Below are 26,185 nucleotides of genomic sequence, written 5' to 3'. Positions count from 1 at the left end.
GGACGGAGCCCTCTGGGGGCTGGATTATTTACGGGCCGGAGCCCGGAGTCCTGATGGGAACCCGGAACTCGGCCCGCAAATAACCCTTACGCCCCCTGCCGGGCTCCGTCCCGCCCCGCACCCTCCTGCCGCCGCCCGCCCGCGCCGCCCAGGGCCGTAGCGCCCACGCCGCACCCCGAGCCCATCGGGCTCCCGGGCGGGCAGCCACTGCGCTCGCGCGGCGGAGATCCGCCCCTGGGTGCGCCCTGGTTCGGCTCCGCCGGAGGCCCTAACCAGTCAGACCCGCGATGCGACGCGCGGCCGTGCGGACGGACGTCCGCAGTCGCTCGTGGTCCTCCTCCGTGTCGCCGGTCAGTACGCGGCGCATCTGCGGCTGGACGGTGGGCCAGGACACCAGCGCGATCATCATGAACAGCAGGTCCGCCGCCGGGATGTCGGAGCTGATCGCCCCCTTCTCCTGGGCGGCCGCGAACGCCGCGACCTTGCGTCCGTAGTGGCTCCTGCGCTCCTCCTCGTGCGGGAAGCCGCCGGTGCCGTACTCCAGGCCCTCCCAGTAGATCAGCCGGATCAGTTCGGGATTCGCGGCGTGATAGGCCATCAGCCGGTCGATCCAGCCGTCCAGGTCCTCCGCGTCGACCGGGATGTCGGCGGCCAGTTCCACCAGGCGCCGCTCCACGACCTGGGAGAAGAGCTCGGCCTTGTTGCCGAAGTAGGCATAGATCAGCTGCTTGTTCGCCTTGGCGTTGGCCGCGATGCGGTCGATGCGCGCGCCGGCGATGCCGTGAGCGGCGAATTCGGCGGTGGCCGCCGCGAAGATGCGGGCCTTGGTCGCCTCGGGGTCCCTGACTGATGCCATGCCCTCAGGGTAACCAACTATTTGGTTGACAGGCTTCCGGCCACCCGGGCAAGATCTCTAACCAACCAGTTGGTTAGATCAGGGAGCCGTCCCCCATGACCTCCGCGTCCACCGCCGAAACCCCCGTACGGATACCATCCCCGCAGCAGCAGCACACCGGCCCCCGGCCCGGCGTGCTGCTCGGCGTCATCGCCCTGTGCACGGCCATCACCGCCGGGAACATCTATCTCGCGACTCCGCTCCTCGGGCTGATCGCCCACGACTTCGGCGTCCCGTCCTCGGCCACGGGGTGGATCGCCTCCGTCGCCCAACTCGGCTATGCGCTCGGCCTGTTGATCTTCGCGCCGCTCGGCGACACCGCCGACCGCCGCAGGCTCGTCGGCGTCCTGTCCGCCGTCGCGGCCGCGGCCCTCGTCGTGGGCGCCCTCGCGCCGGGGCTGCCCGCGCTGGCCGCCGCCGTGCTGGTGGCCTGCGCGGCCACGGTCGTCCCCCAGCTGCTCGTGCCGCTCGTGGCCGAGCGCGCCCCCGCCGAGCGGCGGGCCCGGCATGTGTCCGCCGTGGTGGCCGGGCTGTTCACGGGCGGTGTGGCCGCGCGCGTACTCGGCGGGATGGCCGGACAGGCGTACGGCTGGCGTGCCGTCTTCTACGGCGCCGCGGTGGCCACCATCGCGATCGGGCTGATCACGGCGTTCATGCTGCCCCCCGAGACCCGGCCGCGCCGCGTGGTCAACCCGCTGAAGTCCCTTGCCGGTCTGCCCCGCATGGTGGCCTCGTCGGCGGAGCTCCGGGCGGCCTGCATACGCCAGGCCGGGCTGTTCGGGGCGTGGATGGCGCTGTGGACCAGTGTGACCCTGCTGCTCACCGACTCGTCCGGCCCGTACCGCATGTCCGCCGGAACAGCGGGCCTCTTCGGCCTGTTCGGCCTCGCCTCCACTGCCCTGGCGCCCGTCTCGGGCACGTTCATCGACCGCTTCGGACCGCGCCGGGTAGTGGTGGCCGCGTACGTGCTCGTCACCACCTCCGTCCCCCTGTTCTGGCTCGGCGGGCGACAACTCTGGGCACTGTGCGCAGCAGGCGTACTGATCCACGCGGGGCTCGTGGCGGGCCAGGTCGCCAACCAGACACGAGCGCTCGCGTCGACGCCCAAGCCCGCCACGGCCAATACGGCCTACGTCGTGGCCGCGTTCATCGGCGGCGCGGTGGCCACAGCCCTGGCCGGCGCGGCTTTCGGCCGGTGGGGCTGGGGAAGCGTGTGCGTGATCGCCGCGGTGTGGGTGGCGGCGGGCTGGCTGGGCGGCGCGGGCGGGCGGCGGCGGGAGGGTGCGGGGCGGGACGGAGCCCGGCAGGGGGCGTAAGGGTTATTTGCGGGCCGAGTTCCGGGTTCCCATCAGGACTCCGGGCTCCGGCCCGTAAATAATCCAGCCCCCAGAGGGCTCCGTCCCGCCCCGCACCCGACCACCCCACCACCGACCCCGCACCACCCGCCTACGGCTTGGTGCCGATCTTGCCCAGCAGGTCGACGATCCGCCCTTGTACCTCCGCGCTCGTCGAGCGCTCCGCGAGGAAGAGGACGGTCTCGCCCGCGGCCAGGCGCGGGAGTTGGGCCGGGTCGATGCCGGCGGAGGTGTAGACGACGAGCGGGGTGTGGCGGAGGAGGCCGCTGTCGCGCAGCCAGTCGATGATGCCCGCACGGCGGCGGCGTACCTGCGCCAGGTCCATCACGACCAGGTTCGGGCGCATCTGTCCGGCGAGGGTCACCGCCTCGCTGTCCGTGGCCGCGCAGGCGACCTGCACGCCGCGTCGCTCGAGCGTCGCGGTCAGCGCGTTCGCGATCGGCTCGTGCTCCTCGATCAACAGCACGCGCGGCGGGTGCATTTCGCTGTCGCGCGGGGCGAGCGCCTTCAGCAGGACGGCCGGGTCGGCGCCGTACGCCGCCTCCCGCGTGGCCTGCCCGAGGCCCGCGGTCACCAGTACCGGGACTTCGGCCGCGCTGGCCGCCTGGCGCAGCGACTGCAGCGCGGTCCGGGTGATCGGCCCGGTCAGCGGATCGACGAACAGGGCGGCGGGGTAGGCCGCGATCTGTGCGTCGACCTCCTCGCGGGAGTGCACGATCACCGGGCGGTAGCCGTGGTCGGTCAGGGCCTGCCGGGTGGACGTGTCGGGGGCGGGCCAGACGAGCAGGCGCCGCGGGTTGTCGAGCGGCTCGGGGGGCAACTCGTCGTCCACCGGCGGCCGTACGGGCTCGACCTCGATGGCCCCGTTCGGGCCGTCGAGCGGCTCCGGGCCCTCGGCGCCGTCGTCGGGTGCGCCTATGGCGAAGGCGCGGCCCTCGGGCGCGCCCAGCGAGTGCGGCCGGGCGGCGGGACGCGCGGCCGGCACGGCCGCGGCCTCGCGCTCGCCCTCGGCGGGGTTGCCCAGCTTGCGGCGGCGCCCCGAACCGATGGCGGTGCCACCGGGGGGAGTCGCGTCGCCCTGCGGGGCGAACGGGGCACCGCCCTGGCCGAGCGTACGCACGCTGATGGGCTGGCCGGCCGTGTCACCGGCGGACTTGGGGGCGGCCCCGGGCTCCTCGGCGAGCGGGCGCCGGGCACGACGCCGGCCGGTGGGCGGGGCGTCGAGCTCGGGGGCGGTCTGCGGGGAGGGCGCCGGCATTTCGTGCGGCGGCATCTCATGCGCGGGCATCTCACGCGCCGGCATTTCGTGCGCGGGCATCTCATGCGCGGGCATCTCGTGCGCCGGTGCCTCGTGCGCCGGCCCGGTCTGCGGCGGCCCGGCCTGCGGCGGGACGACGGGCGCGGCCGCATGGCCGGCCTCCGGCTCGGGCCGGCGGTCCGCTTCGGCGGGCGGCAGTGCGAACGCGGTGCGGGGAGCCTGGGGTTCCGCCGGCCCGTCCGCCGCCTCGGCGACGGCGCGCCGGGCACGGCGCCCCGTGGGCGCGGCTCCGACCGGCTCGGGCGCGCCGCCACCGCTCTCGGGCCGGCGGTCGGCCTCGGCGGGCGGCAGTGCGAACGCGGCCCGGGGGGCCTGCGGTTCCGCCGGACCGTCCGCCTCGCGGCGAGCCCGGCGCCCGCCGGACTGCTCCGGTACGGGCAGGGGCAGGGGTACGCGCTCCGAAGTGCCGTTCGGTTCGGCCTCGTTGTCCTGCTCGGTCGCGGGACGGGAGGGTGCGCGCCGCCGCCCGGTCGGTGCCGCTTCCGGCGCGCCCGGGGCGGCGGGCTGCTCCGTACGCTCGCCCTCCGGCGCGGCGGGCGCACGTCGCCGTCCGCCACCCTGCTCCGGGATGGGAGCGGCGGCGGGGGCTGCCGCTTCGGGCGCCCTCGGCGCGGGCATCGGCATTATCGTCGTGCCGCTGCCGATGCTCGGGGGCGAAGCCGGCCGCTCGGCCGGGGCTGTCACCGGGCCGTCCGACGGGGAGAGCGGCACCTCGAGGACGTACGCCTTGCCGCCCGTCGCACCCGGGACGTCGTGCGTCTGCAGCACGCCGCCGTGCCGCTGCACGATGCCGCGCACGATCGGCTGGTGCACCGGGTCCCCCCCGGCGAAGGGGCCGCGTACCTCGATGCGGACGACTGCGTCGCGCTTCGCCGCCGCGACGACGATCGTCGAGTCCCCCGAAGGGGAGCTGCCCGAGGGCGCGTTGCCGGTCGCGTCCACCCCGGCGACGTCCGCGATCAGATGCGCCAGGGCCCGGGCGAACCACTCGGCGTCGATCTCGGCCTCGACCTTCGGGGCATGCACGGCGAACTGCGCCCGGCCCGGGCCGATCAGTTCGACGGCGCCCTCGACACCGGCCGCCACGACCTCGTCCAGCGCGGCCGGTTCACGGGTGAGCTTGCTCTCGCCCGCCTCGAGCCGCTGATGGGCCAGGACATTGTCGACAAGCTTCGCCATCCGCCCGTATCCGGCGGCGAGATGGTGCAGGATCTGGTTGGCCTCGGGCCACAGCTGTCCGGCCGGGTCGTCGGCCAGCGTGCCCAGTTCGCCGCGGAGTTGTTCGAGCGGGCCGTGCAGCGAGCCCTCCAGCATCGCGATCAGCTGCGCGTGGCGCGCCGCGAGCGCGTCGTACGAGCGGCGGTCGGTGAAGGTCATCACCGCGCCGACGAGCTGGTCGCCGTCCCGCACCGGCGCGGTCGTCAGGTCGACGGGCACCGAGCGGCCGTCCTTGGCCCACAGCACCTGCCCGCGCACCCGGTGCTTGCGCCCGGACCGCAGCGTGTCGGCGATCGGGGATTCCTCGTACGGGAAGGGCGTGCCGTCCGCGCGCGAATGGTGGACCAGCGGGTGCAGTTCGCGCCCGCCGAGGTCGCTGGCGCGGTAGCCGAGGATCTGCGCGGCGGAGGGGTTGACGAGCACGACCTTGCCGGCGGTGTCGACGCCCACCACGCCCTCGGCCGCCGCGCGCAGGATCATCTCGGTCTGGCGCTGCTGGCGGGCGAGTTCGGCCTCGGTGTCGATGGTGCCGGTGAGGTCACGGACGACGATCATGAGCAGTTCGTCGCCGGTGTACCCGGCCTGGGCGTCGGCGTACGGGGTGCGCCCGTCGGACAGGTTGGCGCTGGTCACCTCGACCGGGAACTGCGTGCCGTCCGTACGCCGGGCGACCATGCGGGTGGGCTTGGTGCGCCCGCCGTTCGCCACGTCCTCGGGGAGTCGCAGGGAACCGGGGATGCGGCGCGAGTCGAACGAGGGCAGCAGGTCGAGCAGTCCGCGGCCGACGAGTCCGGTGCCGGGCACCTCGAACTGTTCCAGCGCGATGTGGTTGGCGTTGACGACCGTGCCGTTGCAGTTGACGAGCAACAGCGCGTCGGGAAGGGCGTCGAGTATGGCTGCGAGGCGAGCAGCGCCTCGGGATGGCCTGCTGCTCACTGCGACGCTTCCTCCCTGGTTACCGCACCTTGCGACCGCGTCGGGCGGGTCTGCCGCTGCCCCTGCGGCGTGTTGTTGAAAGGAAGTCTACGGGCTGCGGAGTCCGGCGCGACGGCGGATGAGGGGTGCGGCGGGGCACGTCGTGGCGGTCCGCGTGTGACTACCGCGAACTGCCGAGCAGCCGGGAGAACTTGTTCCACCGGTTGATCTCGCAGCCGTTGACCCGGCTGAAGTCGGCGTTCACCGGCCGTCCGGCCCAGATGCCCGTGACACGGGCGCGCTCCGGTCCGCCGTAGATCATGGTGCAGTTGCTCGCGGGCGGCACGGGTGCGAAGAGGTCCTGGCCCCATGTCGTCTGCTGGTCGATCTGTGCGCAGGCGGCCTGGGGGTCGGTCACGGTGCCGCCCGCCGGGTGGCAGTAGAGGTGGTACGTGCCGTCGTGGCCGGTGTCGGTGAGGGTGACCGTCAGATGGTCGATCGCCTCCGGTGCGGGGAGGGGGACCGGGGCGGCCGTGGCGGCGGGGGCGCCGAACAATGCGGGGGCGAGCGCGACGGTGCCGAGCAGGAGACGGCGGAGTGACATCGGGGACTCCAGGAACGGGCGGGATGCGGTGCGGGGGTCCGCAGGGGGCGGCCGGTGCGGCCGGGACCCTTGCCCCTCTCTAACGCGCCGGGCCGCCACGCGTTGCGCGCCCCGGAAGTGCTTTGCCCCGTCGGCGGAAAGACCGGTACCGTAGAGTGCGATTGGTGACGGGCCACAAGGGTGTGTCATCATCTGCACGCAACATCCGCGCTCGCGCGGGTGTGCTGGAGGCGTCGCCTAGTCCGGTCTATGGCGCCGCACTGCTAATGCGGTTTGGGCCTTAAAGCCCATCGAGGGTTCAAATCCCTCCGCCTCCGCAGCCGGAAGAGCCCCGGCCGTCCTCGACGGCCGGGGCTCTTCTGTTGATCTCCCTCATGATATTTCCGCAGGTCAGGGAAGGTGGAGGGAATGGATTTCGCCTCTCGGCGAGGTTCATGTAATGTTGCTCCTGCAACGCCGACCGGCCAGGAAAACGGCCGGGAAGCCGAGCGCTCGTAGCTTAACGGATAGAGCACTTGACTACGGATCAAGAGGTTGCAGGTTCGAATCCTGCCGAGCGCACAGCCGAGTGGCCGATCTCCTTCGGGAGAAACCGGTTTCTCGACCGTCGCGGGGTGGAGCAGCTCGGTAGCTCGCTGGGCTCATAACCCAGAGGTCGCAGGTTCAAATCCTGTCCCCGCTACTAAGACCACAGGCCCGGTACCTCAGGTACCGGGCCTGTGGCGTTTGTGCGGCGGCGTTTTTCTCAGACGATTCCCAGACCGGGGAAAGCCGTCTCTCACGGGGCTCCCGCACGATCGTCCGCATGACCCTGGCAACGACTGACGTGCGCAAGCTGGCCGTGGGCGATCTGGTGCTCGACGAGGAGAGCGGCCGGGCCTCCCGCGGCGGTACGGAGATCCGGCTCACCGCCACCGAATTCGCGCTGCTGCGCCTCCTCATGTCCCATCCCGGACGGGTGCTCAGCAAGCCGCAGATCCTCGAGCGGGTGTGGTGCCACGGCCTCGGCGCGGCCGGCCGGGGCAACGTGGTGGAGCTCTACATCTCCTATCTGCGCAGGAAGATCGACGCCGGACGGGCGCCGATGATCCATACCCGGCGCGGGCTGGGGTACGTCCTCAAACCCCCTGCGTGACCCCCCTGCGTGAAAAGCCCTTGTACGGCGTACAGGAGCTCTTGTACGGTGTACGGCGTCAGTCGTTGTACACCGTACAAGGGAGCTCCGCATGTCGGCGTCCACCGCCGCCTCGGCCGATGTCACGGACGAGCCGCAGCGTCACCCCGCCCGCTGGGTGATCCTCGGCGTGATCTGTCTCGCACAGCTCACCGTCCTGCTCGACAACACCGTTCTGAACGTGGCGATCCCCTCCCTCACCGAGGAGATGGGCGCCGCGACCTCCGACATCCAGTGGATGATCAACGCCTATTCGCTGGTGCAGTCCGGCCTGCTCCTCACCGCGGGCAGTGCCGCCGACCGCTACGGGCGCAAGAAGATGCTCGCCCTGGGCCTCGCGCTGTTCGGCCTCGGATCGCTCGGCGCCGGGCTGTCGCAGACCACCGGCGAACTGATCGCCGCGCGGGCGGGCATGGGCATCGGCGGTGCCCTGCTGATGACCACGACGCTGGCCGTCGTCGTCCAGGTCTTCGCGGAGGACGAGCGCACCAAGGCCATCGGGGTATGGAGCGCCGTGGCCACGCTCGGCTTCGCCGCGGGGCCGCTCATCGGCGGCACGCTGCTCGACCACTTCTGGTGGGGGTCGATCTTCCTCGTCAACATACCCGTCGCCGCGGTGGGTTTCGTCGCCGTGCTGAAGCTCGTGCCGGAGTCCAGGAACCCTGAGGGCGGCAAGCCCGACCTGCCCGGTGCGCTGCTGTCCGTCATCGGCATGACGGGCGTCGTCTTCGCGATCATCTCCGGCCCGGTGCACGGCTGGACGTCCGGGCGTGTCCTGATCTCCGCCGCCGTGGGGCTCGGCGTGCTCGCCCTGTTCGCGCTGTGGGAGCTGCGGGCGCCGTTCCCGATGCTGGACATGCACTTCTTCCAGAACCGCCGGTTCATCGGGGCCGTGGCGGGCGGCATCCTGGTCGCCTTCGGCATGGGTGGTTCGTTCTTCCTGCTCACGCAGCACCTGCAACTCGTGCTCGGGTACGGGCCGTTGCAGACCGGTCTGCGGATGACGCCGCTCGCGCTGGTGATCGTGCTCCTCAACCTCACCGGTGCGGGTGCCCGGCTGATGCCGAAGCTCGGCGCGCCCCGCACCATCGCCGTCGGCATGGGCCTGCTGGCCGTCGGCCTCGCCTCGGTCGCTGTGTTCGGCGCACACGGGTACGGCGGGATGTGCGCCGGGCTGGTGCTGATGGGCGTGGGCATCGCCGTCGCGCAGCCCGCCATGGCGGGGGCGATCATGTCCGCGATCCCGCCGGAGAAGGCGGGCGTGGGCGCCGGTGTGAACGGCACCCTCATGGAGTTCGGCAACGGCCTGGGCGTCGCGGTGCTGGGCGCCGTCCTCAACTCCCGCTTCGCCGCGCTCCTTCCGGCCGTCGCGGCGGGGGCGGGCTCGCTGCCCGCCGCGCTGGGCAAGGCCCACACGGGCGCGCAGCGCACGGCCGTCGAGGACGCGTTCGCCTCCGGCGTGCAGTCCGGGCAGCTGGTGGGCGCGGGGGCGGTGCTGCTCGGTGGCATCGTCGCCGGGATCCTGCTGCGCAGGGCGGAGGAGCGGGAGTAGCTGCGGACGGCACCCCGCAGGGGCCTAGCATCAGGGACGTACCACCGCAGGAAGAGGGAGCGCATGGCTCACGGCAATGGCGTCGAAGACGCCCCGACCAGCATCTGGCTGGCCGACAGGAAGCCCTCCGCGAAGCGGAAGGCGGACGAGGGCACGCTCGACCGGGCGCGGATCGTGGCCGCCACGGTGCGTCTGCTGGACGCCGAGGGCCTCGCGAAGTTCTCCATGCGCCGGCTGGCCGCCGAGCTCGGTGTGACCGCGATGTCCATCTACTGGTACGTCGACAACAAGGACGACCTCCTCGAACTCGCCCTCGACGAGGTCTTCGGCGAGATCGGGCTCCCGGACCCGAAGGACGAGGACGCGGACTGGCGGGACCAGGTGCGTCAGCTGGCCCGGGAGTACCGCAAGGTGCTCGTCGCCCATGCCTGGGTGTCGCAGCTGATCGTCCGGTACATGAACATCGGGCCGCGCGCGCTGGAGTTCTCCGACGTGGTGCTCGCGGTGATGCGGCGCAGCGGCGTGCCGGTGAAGATGATCACCGGGACGATAGGGACGATCTTCCAGTTCGTCTACGGGTACGCGGTGCTGGAGAGCGTCTACGACCAGAAGCTGAGCGCTTCGGGACAGACCGACAGTCAGTACCTCGAGGGGATCATGGACCTGGTCTCGGACCGCCTGGAGCACGCGGACACCTACGCCGAGGCGATCGCCGACTTCCGCGGGGACGACGCCACGATGACCTTCGCGGAGATGCGGGAGCGGGACTTCGAGTTCGGGCTGGACACCGTGATCGCGGGCATCGAGGTCATGCGGAACCGCTGACCGCGGCGGAACGTGCGAAGACCCCGGCGGAGTCCGACGGCCGTCCCCTGCCGTCGTGTCTCCACCGGGGTCTTCCGGTTCCGGGAGCGGGGGACTCCCGGAGGGCCGACGGGGCGGTGTCCGCTCGTGCACGCGCCCCGTCGGGGTCTGTCAGGCCGAGGCGGTCGCCGCGGCCTGCTCCTCGGTGGCTCCGGCGGCCGTCGGCGCGCCGGGGCGGCTCTTGAGGGCCACTTCCTTGATGAAGAGGGTCAGGATGAAGGCCGCCAGCGCACAGGGAGCGGCGTACGCGAACACGTTGCCGATGCCGTGTCCGTAGGAGCTCTCCATGATCGTGCGGAGCGGGGCGGGCAGCGTCTTCATGTCCGGTATGCCGCCGCCCGAGCCCTGCTTGGCCAGGGCCGCGCCCTTCGGGCCCAGCGCGGTCAGGCCGTCCACGACGTAGTCCTTGACCTTGGTGGACAGCACCGCGCCGAGCGCCGAGACGCCCACCGCGCCGCCGAGGGAGCGGAAGAAGGTCACGACGGAGCTGGCCGCGCCGAGGTCCTGCGGGGCCACCTGGTTCTGGGCCGCCAGGACGAGGTTCTGCATCATCATGCCCATGCCGAGGCCCATGAGCGCCATGTAGATGGCGAGCTGCCAGTACGGGGTGTCGTACCGCATGGTGCCGAGCAGGCCGAGGCCCGCGGAGAGCAGGAGGCCACCGGAGACCAGCCAGACCTTCCAGCGGCCGGTCTTGGTGATGACCTGGCCCGAGACGGTCGAGGAGATGAACAGGCCCGTGATCATCGGGATGGTCATGACGCCGGACATCGTCGGGGTCTTGCCGCGGGCCAGCTGGAAGTACTGGGAGAAGAAGACCGTGCCGGTGAACATGGCGACACCGACGAAGAGGCTCGCGGCGGAGCTCAGCGCGATCGTCTTGTTGCGGAACAGCTTCAGCGGGATGATCGGCTCCGCCGCCTTCGACTCGATGATCAGGAAGATCGCGGCGAGCGCGAGCGAGCCGGCCACCATCACCGCGGTCTGCCAGGACAGCCAGTCGTAGTTCTTGCCCGCGAGGGTCACCCAGACCAGCAGCAGGGTGGCGGCGGCGGAGATGAAGAACGCGCCGAGCCAGTCGACCTTGACGTCCCGCTTCACGGTCGGCAGGTGCAGGGTCCGCTGCAGCACGATCAGCGCGATCACCGCGAACGGCACACCGACGTAGAAGCACCAGCGCCAGCCGAGCCAGCTGGTGTCGGTGATGACGCCGCCGAGCAGCGGGCCGCCGACGGTGGCGACGGCGAAGGTCGCGCCGAGGTAGCCGCTGTAACGGCCGCGCTCACGCGGGGAGATCATCGCGGCCATGACGATCTGGGCCAGGGCCGACAGACCGCCGACGCCGACGCCCTGCACCACACGGCAGGCGATGAGCATGCCGGTGTTCTGGGACAGGCCCGCGACCACGGAGCCGGCCACATAGATCACCAGCGCGGACTGCACCAGCAGCTTCTTGCTGAACAGGTCGGAGAGCTTGCCCCACAGCGGGGTGGTGGCGGTCATCGCCAGCAGGGCGGCGGTGACCGTCCAGGTGTAGGCGGACTGGCTGCCGTGCAGATCGTGCATGATCTTCGGCAGCGCGTTGGAGACGATCGTCGAGGACAGGATCGCGACGAACATGCCGAGCAGCAGCCCGGACAGGGCCCGCATGATCTGACCGTGCGTCATCGGGGCGGTGTCGGGCTGGGTCTCCCGCACACCTGACGGTGTGGTCTTGGCCATGAAGTTCCTTTTCCAGTGAGGGTGTTGTGGTGTACGGGGGTCAGGGGGCGGCGGTCACGCAGCGGGCGTGCTCGCCGAAGCCCAGGCGCAGGCGGGCGAGCAGGCCGATGATGTGGGCCACGTCGTCGTCCGACCAGTCGCGGAGGCACTCGGCGAGGGCACCCGCGTAACGGGCGGACACCTCGTCCAGCAGCGCCTCGCCGCTGGGGGTGATGCGCAGCAGCCGCGACCGCTTGTCGAGCGGGTCGGGCTGCCGGTCGATCCAGCCGCGCTCGGTGGCATGGGTGACGTGGCGGCTGGTGACCGACATGTCGATGACCATCAGCTCGGCGAGCCTGCTCATCCGCATCTCGCCGTACTGCTTGAGCAGCGAGAGCAGGATGGCCGAAGTCGGGGGGCAGTCCGCAGGGAGGGTCCGGCTGAGGCCGCGCTTGATCACGCCGATGGCGCCGAGCTGCTTGGCGAGCTCTTCGTACTGCTCATGAGCGGCCAAGGGATCCTCCGGTTAGGTTGCTTAGGGCAACCATAGGATTATTTGGTTGCTGAAGGCAAAGAAATGGGGGCAAAGATTTGGCCAAGGGGTCACAGGGTGTGGAGAAACCGGGGCCGGGGGCGCGGGAGGGCACCCCTCTTCGCTAGGGTCCTGACCCATGGCCAACCCCCATCAGCAGCGCCCCGAGGGCAACTACGACCCCGCGGGCAGCACCCAGATGTTCCGTGCCTTCGTCGACGAGGGTGCCCCCGGCCGTCGCGCCGCGACCCCGGCCGCCCCGCCCTCGTCCGGCTCCGGGCCGCGCACCGGCCTGATCGTCGGCGTGATCGCGGCGATCGCCGTCGTCGCCGTGGTGGTCTGGCTCGCGGTGTCGTAAAGAACCTCAGCCGTAAAAGATCTCAGGGGCTCCACTCCACCGAGGCGTCCCTGGTCTCGACATGGGTGCCCGGCGGTACCAGCCGGGCATCGGCGCACACCCGCCAGGTCCCCTCGGTCGCCCGGCCCGGGCCGATGGGTGCGGGCAGGGGGCGGGTCGAGGTGAGCGTCGTACGCTCGGCGCCGCGCGCCCCGACGACGTGGGTGCGCAGGATGACGGTGCCCGTCCGTACCGGTGCCCGGCCCGCGTTGGCGAAGATCAGGGTCACCGTCTCGCACCAGCGCTGTCCGCCGGGTGTGCGGTGCGGCTCGGTCACGGTGAGCCCGGGTTCGGGTGCGGCCGCGGCCACGGATGGCGAGGGGAGCGGTACGAGCTCCACGTGCCCCGTCGGAGGCACCCGTACCGGCCCGGATCCGGTGTCCGGCAGTGCGACGCGGCCCTCGCGTTCACCGCTGCCGCACCCTGTGAGGAACGCGCCCAGGCAGAGCGCGGCAGCCGAAGCGGAGACGAACGTCATCCGTCGCATCGCCCCAGTGTGGCTGACGGTTCGTCAGCAGTACAGCTCTCAGTCGGCGATGAGCCCTTCGCGCAGCTGCGCCAGCGTCCGGGTCAGCAGCCGCGAGACGTGCATCTGGGAAATGCCCACCTCTTCGCCGATTTGTGACTGCGTCATATTGGCGAAGAACCTCAGCATGATGATCTGGCGTTCGCGCGGCGGGAGTTTGGCCAGGAGCGGCTTGAGGGACTCCCGGTACTCCACGCCCTCCAGCGCCGTGTCCTCGTAGCCCAGGCGGTCGGCGAGCGAGCCCTCGCCGCCGTCGTCCTCGGGCGAGGGGGAGTCCAGCGAGCTGGCCGTGTAGGCGTTGCCCACGGCGAGGCCGTCGACGACGTCCTCCTCGGAGACGCCCAGGCACACGGCGAGCTCGGGCACAGTCGGCGACCGGTCCAGCTTCTGCGCGAGTTCGTCGCTGGCCTTGGTCAGGGCGAGGCGCAGCTCCTGGAGCCGGCGCGGCACCCGGACCGACCAGCTGGTGTCCCGGAAGAAGCGTTTGATCTCGCCGACCACGGTCGGCATCGCGAACGTCGGGAATTCGACGCCCCGTTCGCAGTCGAACCGGTCGATCGCCTTGATCAGCCCGATCGTGCCCACCTGGACGATGTCCTCCATGGGCTCGTTGCGGCTGCGGAAGCGGGCCGCGGCGTAGCGCACGAGGGGGAGGTTGAGCTCGATGAGGGTGTCGCGGACGTAGGTGCGCTCGGCGCTGTCCCGTTCCAGCGTGGCGAGCCGTGTGAAGAGGGAACGGGAGAGGGTGCGGGTGTCGATGGCTTCGCAGTCGACGATGTCGGCGTGAGGTGCGTCGGCGGCGAGTACCTTCGCGCTGCCCAGGTCTACGGACATGCCACCCCCTTGAGGTCGCGGACGGATCACAGCAACCCCCTTACGCCAGGGGTTCAGCCTCCACCTGAATACCGGAGGCTGCGCTGTGGCAAACGCAGTTCCAGCAGAATGTCACATGTCGGCAACACGCTGTAGCGTCAAGTCGACATATCTGCCCCATGACATCGAGGGGGTTGTCCCCCACAGGAGTTAGGCCTCGATTCGATTTGCGGACCGCAGCCTGGCGAAGCTCCGGGAGAGCAGCCTCGACACATGCATCTGCGAGACCCCCAGCTCGGCGCTGATCTGGGACTGGGTCAGATTGCTGTAGTAGCGCAGCAGCAGGATGCGCTGTTCGCGCTCCGGCAGTTGGACGAGGAGGTGACGTACGAGATCGCGGTGCTCGACTCCCGCGAGCGCGGGGTCCTCGTAGCCGAGCCGGTCCAGCAGTCCGGGCAGGCCGTCGCCCTCCTGGGCCGCCTCCAGCGAGGTCGCGTGGTAGGAGCGGCCCGCCTCGATGCAGGCGAGCACCTCGTCCTCGCCGATCCTGAGCCGCTCGGCGATCTCGGCCGTGGTCGGGGAGCGGCCGTGCAGCACCGTCAGATCCTCGGTGGCGCCGTTGACCTGGACCCACAGCTCGTGGAGGCGGCGCGGGACATGGACGGTGCGGACGTTGTCCCGGAAGTAGCGCTTGATCTCCCCGACCACCGTGGGCATCGCGAAGGTCGGGAACTGCACCCCGCGGTCGGGGTCGAAGCGGTCGATCGCGTTGATGAGCCCGATCGTGCCGACCTGGATGACGTCCTCCATGGGCTCGTTGCGACTGCGAAAACGCGCCGCGGCGTACCGCACGAGGGGGAGGTTGGCTTCGATCAGGGCGGCGCGCACGCGGGCGTGCTCCGGAGTGCCGGGCTCCAGGGCCGAGAACTCCTTGAAGAGGACCTGGGTCAGCGCCCTGGCGTCCGCGCCCCGGCTCTCGCGGGTGCGGGGACCGTCCTCGTGCTCCTCCACGACGGTTCCGTCGGAACCGACGGAACCGACGGAATCGTCGGGGCCGCCGCAGTCGCCGGATTCTCCGGAGTCCTCGGGCGGGTCCGTGTGCTCCTGCGGGTCGTTCTGTTCGGGGTGACGGAAGGGGGCTTCGGGCGCTGTTCGGGCCGGCACGGCAACACCACCCCTTCGCGGTCAGGGCCGTCAAAAGCGGTCATAGCATCACAAGACATGTCCACTGTGTGCAAGCACCGCATAACGTCGTGTTGGGGGCCAGAAAGGCCCCTCGCCGTAGGGGCGAGGGGCCTGTGCGGGCGCTGTGGCTCAGAAGGTGTAGTCGGCGATCACCCACGTGGCGAATGCGCGCCACTGGGCGGCGACCGCCTGGTGCTCCGGGTGCTCGAGGTAGCGCGTGAGCGCCTCGCGGTCCTCGACCGCGGAGTTGACGGCGAAGTCGTAGGCGATCGGCCGGTCCGAGATGTTCCAGCCGCACTCCCAGAAGCGCAGCTCCGGGATGAGCCCGCCCAGCTCCTCGAACGCCCGCGCACCCGCGGCCACGCGCGGGTCGTCGCGGTCGACGCCCTCGTCGAGCTTGAAGAGGACGAGGTGACGAATCACAGGGCTGCCGCCTTCCGTGCACTCACTTGATCAGGCCGGTCATGAACTCGCCGACGCTCTTGGCGGCGTCCGAGATCCCCTGGAACCCTATCTGCACCAGTTCGGCGGCCCGGGCCGGGGAGTGGATGATCGTGTATCCCACGAAGATGACGACGGCCCAGAACACGACCTTCTTGGCTTGCGCCATGACGTAACTGCCTCCCCTGTGCCCGTCCTCACTCGTCCCCTGGCGGTCTGCGAGAGTCTATCCGCACGTATGGACGAAACGGATTGTGCGGCCCTTCACACGGCCTTTAAGGACTTAAGGCCCTGCAAGCGGGGCCCTTAGCCCGTCTGCGGGGCCGTCCGGTGGACGGAGGATGGGGGGTGTCCGACGGATCTGGCAGGAATCCCGAGGGCCTGGGACATGGACCTCTCTGCGGGGTCCGGGCCGCGAGCTTCCCCCCTGACCGCGGTCCGTGCCTTCTGGTCGTGTCCTCATGGGGGAAGCGGCTTGTCCCCCCGATGCCGCTTCCCCCTCCTGCGATTTGCCGAAGCCCCGGCTCCGGGCGCGCGCACCGCGCCGGAGCCGGGGCTTTGTGCGTTCCCGTAACCCGTTGTGTTTCCAGGAGAGTTGGGGTCACGGCCATGCGACGGAGGTGAGAAGCGCCCACCGCCGGGGCACAGGAAAGGCACAAGTGGTCCGGTGCGGTGGATCGGCGAAGAAGGAGAACGGTGAGGTTCGCATGGGCGGGTACGAGCTCGCCTTCACCATGCGGGAGCGTGTGGCGGGGGGAGCGGTCATGGTTGAACTGCGGGGAGAGATCGACATCTTGGCGGAACAGGAGCTCGCTCCGCGGCTGGAGGCGCTGGCGGGGCGGCATCGCGACCTCGTCGTCGATCTGCGCGGAGTGACGTTTCTCGACGCGAGCGGCCTGCGGCTGTTGCTGCGGGCGCGTGACCGGGCGGCCCGGTGCGGCGGGCGGCTGAGGGTCGTACGGGGCGGGCCACGGGTGACCAAGGTGGTGCGCATCGCCGGGCTCGGCGCGGCCTTCAGCTGGCTCGACGTCTTCCCGGCCGTCGCCGGCCTCCCCCACGGCTTCCGGGACGGCAGCGTCCCGGCATAGGAGAGAGGGGAGAGACCGGCAACGGGGAGGGGTCAGGCGGTGGTCTCCCGCAGTCGCAGCAGCGAGCCCGCCAACTGATCCACTTCCTCGGGGGTGTTGTACAGCGCGAGCGAGGCCCGCGCCGCGCTGTCGAGGCCGTAGTGCCTCAGCGAGGGCTGGGCGCAGTGGTGCCCGGCCCGGATGGCGATGCCGTCCCGGTCGAGCCACCGCGCGATCTCCACCGGGTCGTGACCCGCGAGCGTGAAGGTCAGCACGGCGATCCGCTCCGGCGCGGAGCCCAGGACCTCCAGCCCCGGCACCGTCGCGAGCGCCTTGCGGGCGTACTCGAGCAGTGCCTCCTCGTACGCGGCGACCTCGCTCCGGCCGAACGAGCTCAGCCAGTCGATCGCCGCGTGCAGGCCCACGACCCCGGCGATGTTCCCGGTGCCCGCCTCGAGGCGGTGCGGTACGGGAGCGAAGGTGCTGCCGGTGAAGTCGACGGTGTCGATCATGTTGCCGCCGCCCTGCCACGGGGGCATGTCCGCGAGGACCTCCGGCTTGCCGTAGAGCGCGCCGATGCCCGTGGGGCCGTAGAGCTTGTGGCCGGAGAAGGCGTAGAAGTCGGCGTCCAGTTCCCGCACGTCCACCGGGAAGTGGGCGACCGACTGGGCCCCGTCCACCAGCACCCTGGCCCCGTACCGGTGGGCCAGCGCGATCATGTCGCGCACCGGCGGGACCGTGCCCAGCGTGTTCGACGCATGGCTGATCGCGACGAGTTGGGTGCGGTAGGAGAGCAGGCCGGCGTAGGCGTCCTGGTCGATGCTCCCGTCGGGGCGCAGCGGGATGGGGACGACGCGGGCCCGGGTCTCCTTGGCGAGCAACTGCCAGGGCACGATGTTGGAGTGGTGCTCCAGCACCCCGACCAGGATGTCGTCGCCCGGGCCGACGTTGGCCCTGCCCCAGCTCTGGGCGACCAGGTTGACCGCCTCGGTGGTGCCGCGGGCGAAGACGATGTCGTCCGGTGACCCGGCGCCCAGGAAGCCCGCCACTGCCGCCCGTCCCGCCTCGTACGCCTCGGTGGCCTCCCGGGCCATCGTGTGCGCGCCGCGGTGGATGTTGGAGTTGGCGGTGGCGTAGTAGGCGGCGAGCGCCTCGATCACCTGGCGCGGCTTCTGCGTGGTGGCGCCGTTGTCGAGCCAGACGAGGGGCTTGCCGTTCACCGTGCGGTGCAGGACCGGTACGTCCTTGCGGGCCAGCTCCGGGGTGAAGGCGCCGCCTTCAACCTCAGGAGTAGTCATGGTACTTGGACACCTCGACGTTCTGGAGCACGGCGGCGGCGTCCTCCACCAGGATCGCGGTGTTGAAGTACGCCGTCATCAGGTACGACGTGATGGCCTTCTGGTCCGTGCCCATGTTGCGCATGGCGAGGCCCGGCTCGACCTCGTCCGGCACCTTCGACGGGCGCAGGCCGACCACGCCCTGCTCGGCCTCGCCGGTCCGCATCAGCAGGATGTCGGTGACGCCGCCGGCGAAGCGCATCTTGTCCGAGGGCAGCAGCGGTACGCCGCGCCAGGTCAGCAGCGGGCTGCCGAAGCGGGTGTCCATGACCGGGGGCACGCCCCGGCGCGTACACTCCCGGCCGAACGCGGCGATGGCCTTGGGGTGGGCGACGAAGTAGCCGGGCTGCTTCCAGACCTTGGACAGCAGCTCGTCCATGTCGTCCGGTGTGGGCGCGCCGGTGCGGGTCTGGACGCGCTGGCCCGGGGCGATGTTGTTGAGGAGGCCGAACTCCGGGTGGTTGAGCATCATGGACTCCTGGCGCTCGCGCAGCGCCTGGATGGTCAGCCCGGCCTGTGAACGGACCTGGTCCATGGGCCCGTTGTAGAGGTCGGAGACCCGGGTGTGCACGCGCAGCACGGTCTGGGCCAGGCTCATGTGGTACTCGCGCGGCTCGTCCTCGTACTCGACGTAGGTGCCCGGCAGTTCGGGCTCGCCGGTGTGGCCGGAGGCCAGGTCGACCGGCACCTCGCCGCCCGGTGCGGGCATCTGTCCGGCGGCGTACGCGTCGATGGCCGCCCGGATGATCGCGTCCTTGCCGCACAGCGCGTCGAGCGCGGCGCGCGGGGCGGTGAGGGCCACGCCCGCGGTGAGGGCCTTGACGGCGAAGGGCAGCGCCTTGCCGCACGCCCAGGAGCCGGCGTCGAAGAACTGGCCGTCGCCGATGACCTCGAGGAGCGCTTCCTCGCCGTACTTCCCGGTCATCCGCTTCTCGGCGCGGCCCACGACCAGGATCCAGAGCTTGTCGGACGCCTCGCCCTCGCCCGCCAGCTGCTGGCCGGCCTCGAAGGTCTCCTGGGTGAACTTGCCGGCCAGCTTGGCGAGCGATGCGCTGTCCGCCTCGCGCAGGAACGGCAGTTCGCGCAGGTCGTCGGGGATGACGCGGTGGGCGTCGCCCTCCTCGTAGGTGCTGATGCGGTCGTCGCCGAGGATGAAGGTGCGGCGGCGGTTGACGCGGTAGACGCCGGAGTCGACGTCCACCCAGGGCAGGGCGCGCAGCAGGTAGCGCGGCGTGATGCCGCGCATCTGCGGGGTGGTCTTGGTGGTCGTCGCCAACTGCCGTGCGGCATCGGGACTGAGCGTGAGACGGTCGTTCATGGGGGCCTCCTCGTGGTGGACCGCGCGGTGCAGTCGGCGCGGCGACGAGGCAGATCGTGGGCTCACCGAGAAACGTCCACAAGTCGCGTATGGCCGGGGGAAGTCCAGAAACGGCTGAAACCGAAGGCGCAGCAGTCCCATACATCGGCTTATATGGCCGGGACAGGGGTGGTGCGGACGAGCCTTCGCACACCGCCCTCCCCTGTGGTCCGGACCAGAGCATGACCCATTTTCATCGCAGGCTGTCGATGGCCGGAAACGCTCTGTTTACAGCAACGGCAGGGCACCGTAGGGGACTTCGTCGTGCACCGCGGCGTGGACGGCCAGCAGGACGCCCGCCGTGCCGGTCGCCAGGTCCATCGAGAGCCGCAGCAGCCCCTCCAGCGGGAAGGCCGGCAGCCCCTGGTACGGGACCGCGTGCAGGGCGAGGTTCCGCAGGTGGCGGCGCCGGTCGGGCTCGGGGCCGCCGAACCGGGTGACGCCGTACAGCAGTCCGGCGCGCCCGCCGAACAGCCCCGAGGACAGTGTCAGTTCCGCGCCCATGCCGTACCGGATGCGCTCGAGGAGCCGGGTGTGGCCGGGGTTCTCGCGGTGGCGCAGACAGGCGTCCAGGGCGATGGCGATGCCGGCGGAGCCCCGCTCCAGACAGACGCTCCCGGGCGGATCCTGCGGTATGAGGTCGCGGGCCAACGCCGCGTCGGCGAGGTCGAGATGGCGCGGGTCGCCCATCGCGGCGAAGAGCCGGGCGAACAGCAGCGCCGGTCCCGACCAGCCGTGCATCAGCCCCGTCCCGCCCGCCCCGCCCGGCTCCGCCAGCATGGCCGCGAGCCGCTCGCCGATGCGCGCGGCCTCGTCGGCGTCCCCGAAGTGCAGGTGGGTCAGGGCGATCCCGGCGAGCCCGCCGAACAGCCCGGGGCCGCAGCGGCGCAGATCGATGGAGGCCAGCCGGTCCAGAGCGGCCCGCGCCTCCTGCGGTCGGCCCAGCTCGTCGAGGACGTACGCGATGCCCGCGAGCCCGTCGTAGAGGCCGGGCCGGGGCCACGCGGTGCGCTCGGCCGCCCGGCACAGCCAGTCGACGTGCCCGGCGAAGTCCGGATGCCCGGACCGGCCGGTGACGTGCAGGGCGTGCAGCACGCCCGCCGCGCCGTACGCGACCGCGGCGCCCTGGTGGTCGAACTGCCGGACGTCGCCCGGGAAGAGACGGTCCTTGCGGTCCGGGGTCGCGCTGCGCAGGATCGCCTCGCCCAGCGCGTCCAGGGTCGCGTCCCAGCTGGCGTCCACGGGCCACGCCGGTGCCGTCTCCCGCGGCACGGCGGCGGGCGGCGCGATGCTCCTCCGCAGCCGCTCGCCGAAGCCCGGCGGCAGCGGGAAGCGCTCCTCGACGAAACCGGCGAGCTGCTCGTGCTTCTGCGGAGCGAGGCGCAGCAGCGGTGTCAACGGTGCGAAAAGAGCCAGTCGGAGACATGCGAGGGCGTACGTGTCGACGGCCGTTCCCGAGCGTGCCCACCGGGCGGTGAACCCGGCCGTGCCCAGCGCGGGGGCGGCGTCCTCGCCGAGGGTGAAGGCCGTCTCGAAGTCGACGAGGCACACGGTGCCGTCCGGGCGGACCAGGATGTTGCCGGGCTGGAGGTCGCCGAAGACGACGCCGTGGCCGTGCAGCCGGTCCACCGCCTGCTCGACCTGGTCGAGCACCGCGCAGGCCCAGGCGGTGTACTCCGCCGTCGCCTCGGCGTCCGCGCCCGGTCGCAGGAGCGGGTTGCGGCGCAGGATCGCGTCCTCGAGCGTCTCGCCCTCGACGAACTCCTCGACGAGGAAGTGGTGCTCCCAGTGCCGGCTCAGGGTGGTCACCCCCGGCACGCAGTCGAGGGCGGACAGGCGTGCCAGCACGGTGTGTTCGCGCCGCAGCCGGGTCACCGCGTCCCTGCCGTCCGCGTCGACCCCGGCGTGCGGCCGTGCCTCGCGCAGCACCACCGTCCGCCCGGAGGCGGGGTCGACGGCCCGGTAGACGCCGCCGGCGTTGGAGAAGCGCAGCGCCTTCTCCACGCGGTAGGGCAGCCCGCCGGACGAGGCCGACTGCGCGGCCCGCAACTGCCCGGCGACGCACGGCGGGACCTCCACCCACGGCGGGACCCGGAAGACGGTGCCGCGCACATCGGGGACCGCCTCGCCGTCCGGCCGCGTGATCGCGGGCACGTACGCCCCGCCGGGCGAGAAGCAGTACCGCAGGTCGAAGGCGCCGTACCGGACGTACAACGGCCCCTCGCCCCAGCGCAGATCGCTCAGCACGTACGGGCCCGGGACGCCCCGCAGCAGTTGGGACAGGTCGGTCAGGGCGCGTTCCAGCTCGGCGTCGTCGCGCGGGTAGACGGCGATCACCTTGCCGCTGGCGGTCCTCGGTGCCTGCTTGCCGTTGGCGAGGCTCGCCATGGTGCCGCTGCGCAGGAACTTGAAGGCGATCGACCGTGCGACGCAGTAGTCCCAGACCGTGTCGACCGCGCGCGGTACCTCGGCGGCGACGACGGATATATGGATCTTCCAGCCCTGCGGGGGCAGCGGCGGGTCCTCGGGCCACAGCCGCACCCAGCCGCCGTGCTCCGACCGGTGCCAGCCCGGCGGTGCCAGGGCGAGTGCGTGGACGAACAGGGTGTCCGAGTCCCGGATGCGTTCGGGTGTGTCCGCGAAGAGGGGATCGGCGGCGAGATGGCCTTCGGCGAGCAATGGGTACTCCTCAAAAGGCCTGCCGGCCGCCGGTCGTGTCCCGGCGCCGGCAGGCCCTCGTGCACGTGGACGGTCGTCACTCCGTTTCGGCGGCGTTGACGGTGGGCCACAGGCTGGTGGTCTCCTCCTCCATGTCCTGGAGCTCGAGGATCTCCGGCATCTCATTCACCCCCGATCCGTTGTTCGTCGGTGATGTGCGCCGGGCGATTCTCGCCCGGACCTCGTCCGATCCGAAGTGCTGGTCGATGCGGCGGGCTGCCCGGGCCCAGCTGCGCATACCGCGGACCGGGGTCAGCGTTTCCACGACGAAGGGGTCGCTCCAGCGGGCGACCGCGCGTTTCCACAGTTCCGCGGCCGGTTCGTCGAGCAGGCTGCCCACTGTGCCCTCGTAGGCGGGCATCGCGCGGACGGCGCCGTCCGGTTCGATCTGCAGCATGAGGGGATCGAGTCCGGCGGCGATACGGGCCGGGTGCATCACGAGGGACCGGTTGTCCGTGATGGAGATCTGCACCGAGGGCGGTGCGGCTTCCTCGATGCGGGCGAGGAGCTCGGGGGACGTGAGCCGGGTGATCCGGTCGTCGTCGAGGAGTTCGTACCGGGCGAAGTCCGGCGTGGAGGCCGCGCCCGCGGGGGCGGCGGCGTTGAAGGCGAGGGATCCTAACTCGGGGAATCTGGGCGCTATGTCCGAGCCGAAGGCCTCGAGCTGGTCGAAGTTGCCGCGCACCACGGTGCATTCGATGCCGAACCGCAGCGGCTCTCCGCCGCCGAGGCGCCGTTCACGGGCCGCGTCGTCGAGCTGGCCGAGAGCGGCCATGGCGCGGTCGAACGAACCGGCGCGGCGGCGTATCCGGTCGTGGACCCCGGGCGTCGCCCCGTCCACGCTGACCAGGACCTCGTCGAAGACCCGGGCGAGTTCACCGGGCATCCAGGGCGCCAGTTTCCAGCCGCTGGTGTAGACGGCCGTGATCACGCCGGCCCGCTTCAGTCTCTCGGCTATCTCGAAGATGCCTTTGACGCCGAGCGGTTCACCGCCGGAGAGCCCGACCACACGCGGCCCGAGCGAGATGATGGCGTCGGTGACCCGGAGCATGTCCGCGTGGGCCAGCTGCCGCGACGGCCGGCGGCCCGATTCCGAGTAGCAGTGGGAACACCGGAGCGGACATGCGTACGTGGTGTCCCAGACCACGATCTCCGGTCCGGTGGGCAGGCTCATGGATCCCCTTGGCTTCAGCGCGTAAGCACTACGCGTACTGCTACGCGCCGCAGCTTGACGAAGGTCCTCGGGATGGCACGCCGCTCCGCGGCACCCCTGGTTCCTTCGTCAAGCTGCGGACCCCCGTTGCGCTGCTTCAGAGTGTGCTCCATCACCACTGGTGCGGGGATCCAGGGCCACCCCCAGAACGCACTGGAGGTTTTCCTCCATACGCGTCTGCGGCGACCCTTCTGGACGCCTGCCGTGCGGGACTTCGATAATGACCGGCGTGAACGCTCGGACCTGGCCCCTGCGGATTGCTGCGCTGGTCGGAGGGCTGTGTCTGGTCTGGTCCGGGCTGGTGGGAACAGTCCACCTCTCCAGCAGGTACACCCTGCCGTGGATTCTCGGTGCCCTGGTGCCCTGCTATTTCGCGGGCCTGTTCAGCTGGTGGCACGCCCCGTCGCACCCGGTCGCCCGGCGGCTGCTGCTCATCGGCACTCTGCTGTCGGTGAGCATGGGCATCCGCTACACCGCAATGTTCCTCTCCGTGGACGTCGGATGGGACCGGGAGGACATAGAGGCCATCCTGCCGCCGGCCGAGCACTTCGCCATCCTCGTGTGCAGCGAGACGGTGGACCTCGCCGCGAGCGTCCTGCTCGTGCGGCTGCTCGCCTTACTGCCAGACGGCCATGTCCGGTACCGGGGTGAACGCAGCGTTCTGCGTTCTTTGTGGCCCCTGTTGGCGCTGCCGCTCGCCCTGCCCCTCGTCGGGATGCCGGGCGACGACGTGGCCTTCGCGGTCTTCTACTACCCCGAGGCCTGGTTCCCGGCGCTGGGCTGCGTACTGCTGATCGTCCGCTGTCTGCGCGCCCGGGCCGCCGGGCAGCCCGACGTCTCCCGGCTGCTGCCGGTCGCGGTGGCGGGGGCCGCCGTCTTCTCGGCCCGGGCCTGCTCCCGGCTGTTCCGCACCTGGCAGGGCGACGACGGACTGCTCTACCTCACCGGGTCGTTGCTGGGTGCCCTGCCCTATGTGCTGATCGCCCTCTTCGTGGTCTACGCGACGTTCCGCCACCGGCTGCTCGGCGTGGACATCGGGATCCGGCCCTCGGTCGTCCACGGGACGCTGTGGCTGATCATCAACAGCTGGTACCTGGGCATGGCGGTGGCCCTCGGGATGACCGCCGGCCAGTACCTCCCGATCGGGCTGGCGGTGCCGATCGCGGTCACGGCCATGGTCCTGTTCCAGCCGCTGCGGACGCGGCTGAACCGGCTGGCCGAGCGCCGCGTCTTCGGCAGCCGGCTCAGCAGCTTCGAGCTGCTCGTCCAGTTCGGCACCACCCTCGAGCACGCCTACGACCTCGAGCGGCTCGCCCCCCAGCTGGCGGCCAGCCTCAAGGAGGGCCTCAACCTGCGCTGGGTGCGGGTCTCGCTGGGCGCCGAGGAGGCGCCCTGCGCGGTCGGCACGGCGGGCGAGAGCTCGCCGGGCCCCCGGGGCGAACAGCCCCTCTGGTTCGGCGACGAGGTCCTCGGCGTGATCGAGTACGGGCCGCGCACGGACCGCCGGTTCACGCCCGAGGACCACGACGTCGTCGAGACGCTGGCCAGACAGGCGGCCCTCGCCGTCCACAACGTCCGGCTCGCCGCCGAGCTCTCGATGCGCGTGGAGGAGACGCAGCGGCAGGCCGCGGAGCTCGACGCCTCCCGCGCCCGGATCCTGCACGCCCAGGACGGCGAGCGGCGGCGCATCGAGCGGCTGCTGCACGACGGCATCCAGCAGGAGCTCGTCGCGCTCGTCGCCAAACTGCGGCTCGCCCGCAACCAGTTGAGCAGGGGCGGCGACATCCACGCGACCCTGACCGAGGTCCAGGACGACGCCGTACGCGTCATCGAGGAACTCCGCGAGGTCGCGCACGGCATCCACCCGCCCGTCCTGACCGACCAGGGGCTCGTCGCCGCCGTCACCTCGACCGCGCGCCGGATGCCGATTCCCGTCACGGTGCACAGCGAGGAGACCCTCGACGGGGTCCGCTTCGCGGTCGAGACGGAGGAGTCCGCGTTCTACGTGGTGTCCGAGGCGCTGACGAACGTGCTCAAGCACGCCGCCGCCGGCCGCGTGACCATCCGCTTCACACGTCGCGACGGCTGGCTGCTCGTCGACGTCCACGACGACGGCGTCGGCCTGCCCGCCGGCACCGCGCACGGCTCCGGGCTCACGGGCATGCGCGACCGGATCGAGGCCGTCGGCGGCACCCTGGCAATTACCAGCCTGCCCGGCGCCGGGACCACCGTCCACGCCAGACTGATGGAACGAGTCCGGGAGGAAGCCAGTGCCTGAACCGCTGCGCGTAGTCATTGCAGAGGACCACTACCTCGTACGCGAGGGAACCCGCCGCCTGCTCGAGGACACCGGCGACGTCGACGTCGTCGCCGCGGTCGGCACCGCCACCGAACTCCTCGACGCCGTCGACCGGTTGAAACCGGACGTCGTCATCGCCGACATCCGCATGCCCCCGAGCCACCACACCGAGGGCATCACCGCCGCCCACGCCATCCGCGCCCGCCACCCCGGCATCGGCGTCGTCATGCTCTCCCAGCACGCCAACGAGAACTACGCGTTCGAGCTCTTCCGGCGCGGTACGGACGGCCTGGCCTACCTCCTCAAGGAGCGCATCGGCGAGCTCGACGAACTCCTGCGCGCCCTCAGCGAGGTCAAGGCCGGACGCTCCGTCGTCGACCCCCGCATCGTCGAGGTGCTGATGGGCAGCCACTCCCGCGCCGCGGACGCGCCCCTCGCGGCCCTCACCCGCCGCGAGCTCGACGTGCTGCGGCACATGGCCCAGGGCAAGACCAACCGCTCCATCGCCGAGTCGCTGACCCTGTCCGAGTCGACGATCGAGAAGCACGTCAACTCGACCTTCGCCAAGCTCGGCCTGGCCGAGGAACCCCAGCTCCACCGGCGCGTCAGCGCCGTCCTGGCCTACCTGCGGCACGCCCCGGAGGAGCGCCGCTAGCCGCAGGTCTTTCTGCCACTGGGCTGCCATCGCCCTGCCATCGGGCCCC

The 26,185-nt window shown here is 71.3% G+C and carries 21 protein-coding genes, 3 tRNA genes and 1 pseudogene; 11 read left to right on the top strand and 14 right to left on the bottom strand.

The annotated features are described in order from the left end of the window. Positions 1 to 268 precede the first annotated feature (268 nt). Positions 269 to 856, bottom strand: coding sequence for a TetR/AcrR family transcriptional regulator (locus ACV530_RS30920; RefSeq protein WP_494335968.1), 588 nt, complete (start codon positions 854 to 856; stop codon positions 269 to 271). A gap of 95 nt (positions 857 to 951) precedes the next feature. Between ACV530_RS30920 and ACV530_RS30915 the strand changes: the two genes are divergently transcribed. Continuing rightward, complete coding sequence (locus tag ACV530_RS30915) at positions 952 to 2,211, top strand: MFS transporter (RefSeq protein WP_494335967.1); 1,260 nt, start codon at positions 952 to 954, stop codon at positions 2,209 to 2,211. A 130-nt stretch (positions 2,212 to 2,341) separates the two neighbouring features. Here the strand turns inward: ACV530_RS30915 and ACV530_RS30910 are convergent, their stop codons facing one another. Together ACV530_RS30910 and ACV530_RS30905 are read right to left on the bottom strand one after the other, a co-directional pair. Then, a complete protein-coding gene (locus tag ACV530_RS30910) occupies positions 2,342 to 5,722 on the bottom strand; it encodes a response regulator (protein WP_494335966.1) in 3,381 nt (1,126 codons plus the stop codon). A 160-nt stretch (positions 5,723 to 5,882) separates the two neighbouring features. Beyond that, positions 5,883 to 6,305: an SSI family serine proteinase inhibitor gene (locus ACV530_RS30905; RefSeq protein WP_494335965.1), complete on the bottom strand. Its 423-nt coding sequence runs from the start codon at positions 6,303 to 6,305 to the stop codon at positions 5,883 to 5,885. Positions 6,306 to 6,531: 226 nt separating this feature from the next. Here ACV530_RS30905 and ACV530_RS30900 point away from each other — a divergent pair. The 6 genes and pseudogenes from ACV530_RS30900 (at position 6,532) to ACV530_RS30875 (ending at position 9,856) form a co-directional block, all read left to right on the top strand. Further along, positions 6,532 to 6,622, top strand: a tRNA-Ser gene (locus tag ACV530_RS30900). A 171-nt stretch (positions 6,623 to 6,793) separates the two neighbouring features. Then, positions 6,794 to 6,866, top strand: a tRNA-Arg gene (locus ACV530_RS30895). Between the two features lie 47 nt (positions 6,867 to 6,913). Continuing rightward, positions 6,914 to 6,987: transfer RNA gene (locus ACV530_RS30890), tRNA-Met, on the top strand. A gap of 153 nt (positions 6,988 to 7,140) precedes the next feature. After that, positions 7,141 to 7,440, top strand: a pseudogene (locus tag ACV530_RS30885) (winged helix-turn-helix domain-containing protein); the annotation flags it as partial. Between the two features lie 91 nt (positions 7,441 to 7,531). Further along, complete coding sequence (locus tag ACV530_RS30880) at positions 7,532 to 9,031, top strand: MFS transporter (RefSeq protein ID WP_494335964.1); 1,500 nt, start codon at positions 7,532 to 7,534, stop codon at positions 9,029 to 9,031. Between the two features lie 63 nt (positions 9,032 to 9,094). Continuing rightward, the gene (locus ACV530_RS30875; RefSeq protein WP_494335963.1) at positions 9,095 to 9,856 is read left to right on the top strand and encodes a TetR/AcrR family transcriptional regulator; all 762 of its coding nucleotides are present in this window, start codon (positions 9,095 to 9,097) and stop codon (positions 9,854 to 9,856) included. A gap of 150 nt (positions 9,857 to 10,006) precedes the next feature. Here the strand turns inward: ACV530_RS30875 and ACV530_RS30870 are convergent, their stop codons facing one another. Beyond that, positions 10,007 to 11,563, bottom strand: coding sequence for a DHA2 family efflux MFS transporter permease subunit (locus tag ACV530_RS30870; protein WP_494335971.1), 1,557 nt, complete (start codon positions 11,561 to 11,563; stop codon positions 10,007 to 10,009). Between the two features lie 94 nt (positions 11,564 to 11,657). After that, positions 11,658 to 12,110, bottom strand: coding sequence for a MarR family winged helix-turn-helix transcriptional regulator (locus ACV530_RS30865; RefSeq protein WP_494335962.1), 453 nt, complete (start codon positions 12,108 to 12,110; stop codon positions 11,658 to 11,660). Between the two features lie 157 nt (positions 12,111 to 12,267). Here ACV530_RS30865 and ACV530_RS30860 point away from each other — a divergent pair, with 157 nt between their 5' ends. Beyond that, complete coding sequence (locus ACV530_RS30860; RefSeq protein ID WP_494335961.1) at positions 12,268 to 12,486, top strand: hypothetical protein; 219 nt, start codon at positions 12,268 to 12,270, stop codon at positions 12,484 to 12,486. Between the two features lie 22 nt (positions 12,487 to 12,508). Here ACV530_RS30860 and ACV530_RS30855 read toward each other — a convergent pair whose 3' ends face one another. The 5 genes from ACV530_RS30855 to ACV530_RS30835 all read right to left on the bottom strand — a co-directional run bounded on the left by ACV530_RS30855 (position 12,509) and on the right by ACV530_RS30835 (position 15,659). Continuing rightward, positions 12,509 to 13,012 carry a hypothetical protein gene (locus ACV530_RS30855; RefSeq protein ID WP_494335960.1) on the bottom strand — a complete coding sequence of 168 codons (504 nt, stop codon included), beginning with the start codon at positions 13,010 to 13,012 and terminating at the stop codon, positions 12,509 to 12,511. Between the two features lie 39 nt (positions 13,013 to 13,051). Further along, on the bottom strand, positions 13,052 to 13,885 hold the full coding sequence (locus tag ACV530_RS30850; protein ID WP_494335959.1) for an RNA polymerase sigma factor SigF: 834 nt from the start codon (positions 13,883 to 13,885) through the stop codon (positions 13,052 to 13,054). A gap of 189 nt (positions 13,886 to 14,074) precedes the next feature. Next, a complete protein-coding gene (locus ACV530_RS30845) occupies positions 14,075 to 14,875 on the bottom strand; it encodes an RNA polymerase sigma factor SigF (RefSeq protein WP_494335970.1) in 801 nt (266 codons plus the stop codon). Between the two features lie 303 nt (positions 14,876 to 15,178). Beyond that, complete coding sequence (locus ACV530_RS30840; protein WP_494335958.1) at positions 15,179 to 15,472, bottom strand: Dabb family protein; 294 nt, start codon at positions 15,470 to 15,472, stop codon at positions 15,179 to 15,181. Between the two features lie 22 nt (positions 15,473 to 15,494). After that, positions 15,495 to 15,659 (bottom strand): hypothetical protein, encoded by a 165-nt coding sequence (locus tag ACV530_RS30835; protein ID WP_494335957.1) that lies wholly within the window; start codon positions 15,657 to 15,659, stop codon positions 15,495 to 15,497. A gap of 538 nt (positions 15,660 to 16,197) precedes the next feature. Between ACV530_RS30835 and ACV530_RS30830 the strand changes: the two genes are divergently transcribed. Continuing rightward, positions 16,198 to 16,578, top strand: a complete 381-nt coding sequence (locus ACV530_RS30830) for an STAS domain-containing protein (protein ID WP_494335956.1) — start codon at positions 16,198 to 16,200, stop codon at positions 16,576 to 16,578. A 32-nt stretch (positions 16,579 to 16,610) separates the two neighbouring features. On the opposite strand, the gene ACV530_RS30825 is transcribed toward ACV530_RS30830, so the two are convergent. The 4 genes from ACV530_RS30825 to ACV530_RS30810 form a co-directional block, all read right to left on the bottom strand. Beyond that, on the bottom strand, positions 16,611 to 17,855 hold the full coding sequence (locus ACV530_RS30825) for a SufS family cysteine desulfurase (protein ID WP_494335955.1): 1,245 nt from the start codon (positions 17,853 to 17,855) through the stop codon (positions 16,611 to 16,613). Next, positions 17,842 to 19,212: a family 2B encapsulin nanocompartment shell protein gene (locus ACV530_RS30820; protein WP_494335954.1), complete on the bottom strand. Its 1,371-nt coding sequence runs from the start codon at positions 19,210 to 19,212 to the stop codon at positions 17,842 to 17,844. Before ACV530_RS30820 ends, ACV530_RS30825 begins: the two co-directional genes overlap by 14 nt. Before the next feature lie 267 nt (positions 19,213 to 19,479). Beyond that, positions 19,480 to 21,930 (bottom strand): class III lanthionine synthetase LanKC, encoded by a 2,451-nt coding sequence (gene lanKC / locus ACV530_RS30815; RefSeq protein WP_494335953.1) that lies wholly within the window; start codon positions 21,928 to 21,930, stop codon positions 19,480 to 19,482. A gap of 76 nt (positions 21,931 to 22,006) precedes the next feature. Beyond that, positions 22,007 to 23,143: a radical SAM protein gene (locus tag ACV530_RS30810; RefSeq protein ID WP_494335952.1), complete on the bottom strand. Its 1,137-nt coding sequence runs from the start codon at positions 23,141 to 23,143 to the stop codon at positions 22,007 to 22,009. Between the two features lie 268 nt (positions 23,144 to 23,411). Here ACV530_RS30810 and ACV530_RS30805 point away from each other — a divergent pair, with 268 nt between their 5' ends. Further along, entirely contained in the window at positions 23,412 to 25,460 is a 2,049-nt protein-coding gene (locus tag ACV530_RS30805) for a GAF domain-containing sensor histidine kinase (RefSeq protein ID WP_494335951.1), read from the top strand. Then, a complete protein-coding gene (locus ACV530_RS30800; protein ID WP_494335950.1) occupies positions 25,453 to 26,136 on the top strand; it encodes a response regulator in 684 nt (227 codons plus the stop codon). Before ACV530_RS30805 ends, ACV530_RS30800 begins: the two co-directional genes overlap by 8 nt. Positions 26,137 to 26,185 lie beyond the last annotated feature (49 nt).

The organism is Streptomyces sp. SX-6 (genome assembly GCF_059089585.1).
Note: the sequence above shows the minus strand (reverse complement) of the source record. Positions and strands in the feature narration are given on the sequence as shown.

Coding starts and splice junctions, on each gene's coding strand:
- ACV530_RS30850 (WP_494335959.1), bottom strand. CDS start 13,885: ATGTCCGTAGACCTGGGCAGCGCGAAGGTACTCGCCGCCGACGCACCT.
- ACV530_RS30855 (WP_494335960.1), bottom strand. CDS start 13,012: ATGCGACGGATGACGTTCGTCTCCGCTTCGGCTGCCGCGCTCTGCCTG.
- ACV530_RS30830 (WP_494335956.1), top strand. CDS start 16,198: ATGGGCGGGTACGAGCTCGCCTTCACCATGCGGGAGCGTGTGGCGGGG.
- ACV530_RS30915 (WP_494335967.1), top strand. CDS start 952: ATGACCTCCGCGTCCACCGCCGAAACCCCCGTACGGATACCATCCCCG.
- ACV530_RS30810 (WP_494335952.1), bottom strand. CDS start 23,143: ATGAGCCTGCCCACCGGACCGGAGATCGTGGTCTGGGACACCACGTAC.
- ACV530_RS30905 (WP_494335965.1), bottom strand. CDS start 6,305: ATGTCACTCCGCCGTCTCCTGCTCGGCACCGTCGCGCTCGCCCCCGCA.
- ACV530_RS30880 (WP_494335964.1), top strand. CDS start 7,532: ATGTCGGCGTCCACCGCCGCCTCGGCCGATGTCACGGACGAGCCGCAG.
- ACV530_RS30875 (WP_494335963.1), top strand. CDS start 9,095: ATGGCTCACGGCAATGGCGTCGAAGACGCCCCGACCAGCATCTGGCTG.
- ACV530_RS30825 (WP_494335955.1), bottom strand. CDS start 17,855: ATGACTACTCCTGAGGTTGAAGGCGGCGCCTTCACCCCGGAGCTGGCC.
- ACV530_RS30860 (WP_494335961.1), top strand. CDS start 12,268: ATGGCCAACCCCCATCAGCAGCGCCCCGAGGGCAACTACGACCCCGCG.
- ACV530_RS30870 (WP_494335971.1), bottom strand. CDS start 11,563: ATGACGCACGGTCAGATCATGCGGGCCCTGTCCGGGCTGCTGCTCGGC.
- ACV530_RS30835 (WP_494335957.1), bottom strand. CDS start 15,659: ATGGCGCAAGCCAAGAAGGTCGTGTTCTGGGCCGTCGTCATCTTCGTG.
- ACV530_RS30820 (WP_494335954.1), bottom strand. CDS start 19,212: ATGAACGACCGTCTCACGCTCAGTCCCGATGCCGCACGGCAGTTGGCG.
- ACV530_RS30920 (WP_494335968.1), bottom strand. CDS start 856: ATGGCATCAGTCAGGGACCCCGAGGCGACCAAGGCCCGCATCTTCGCG.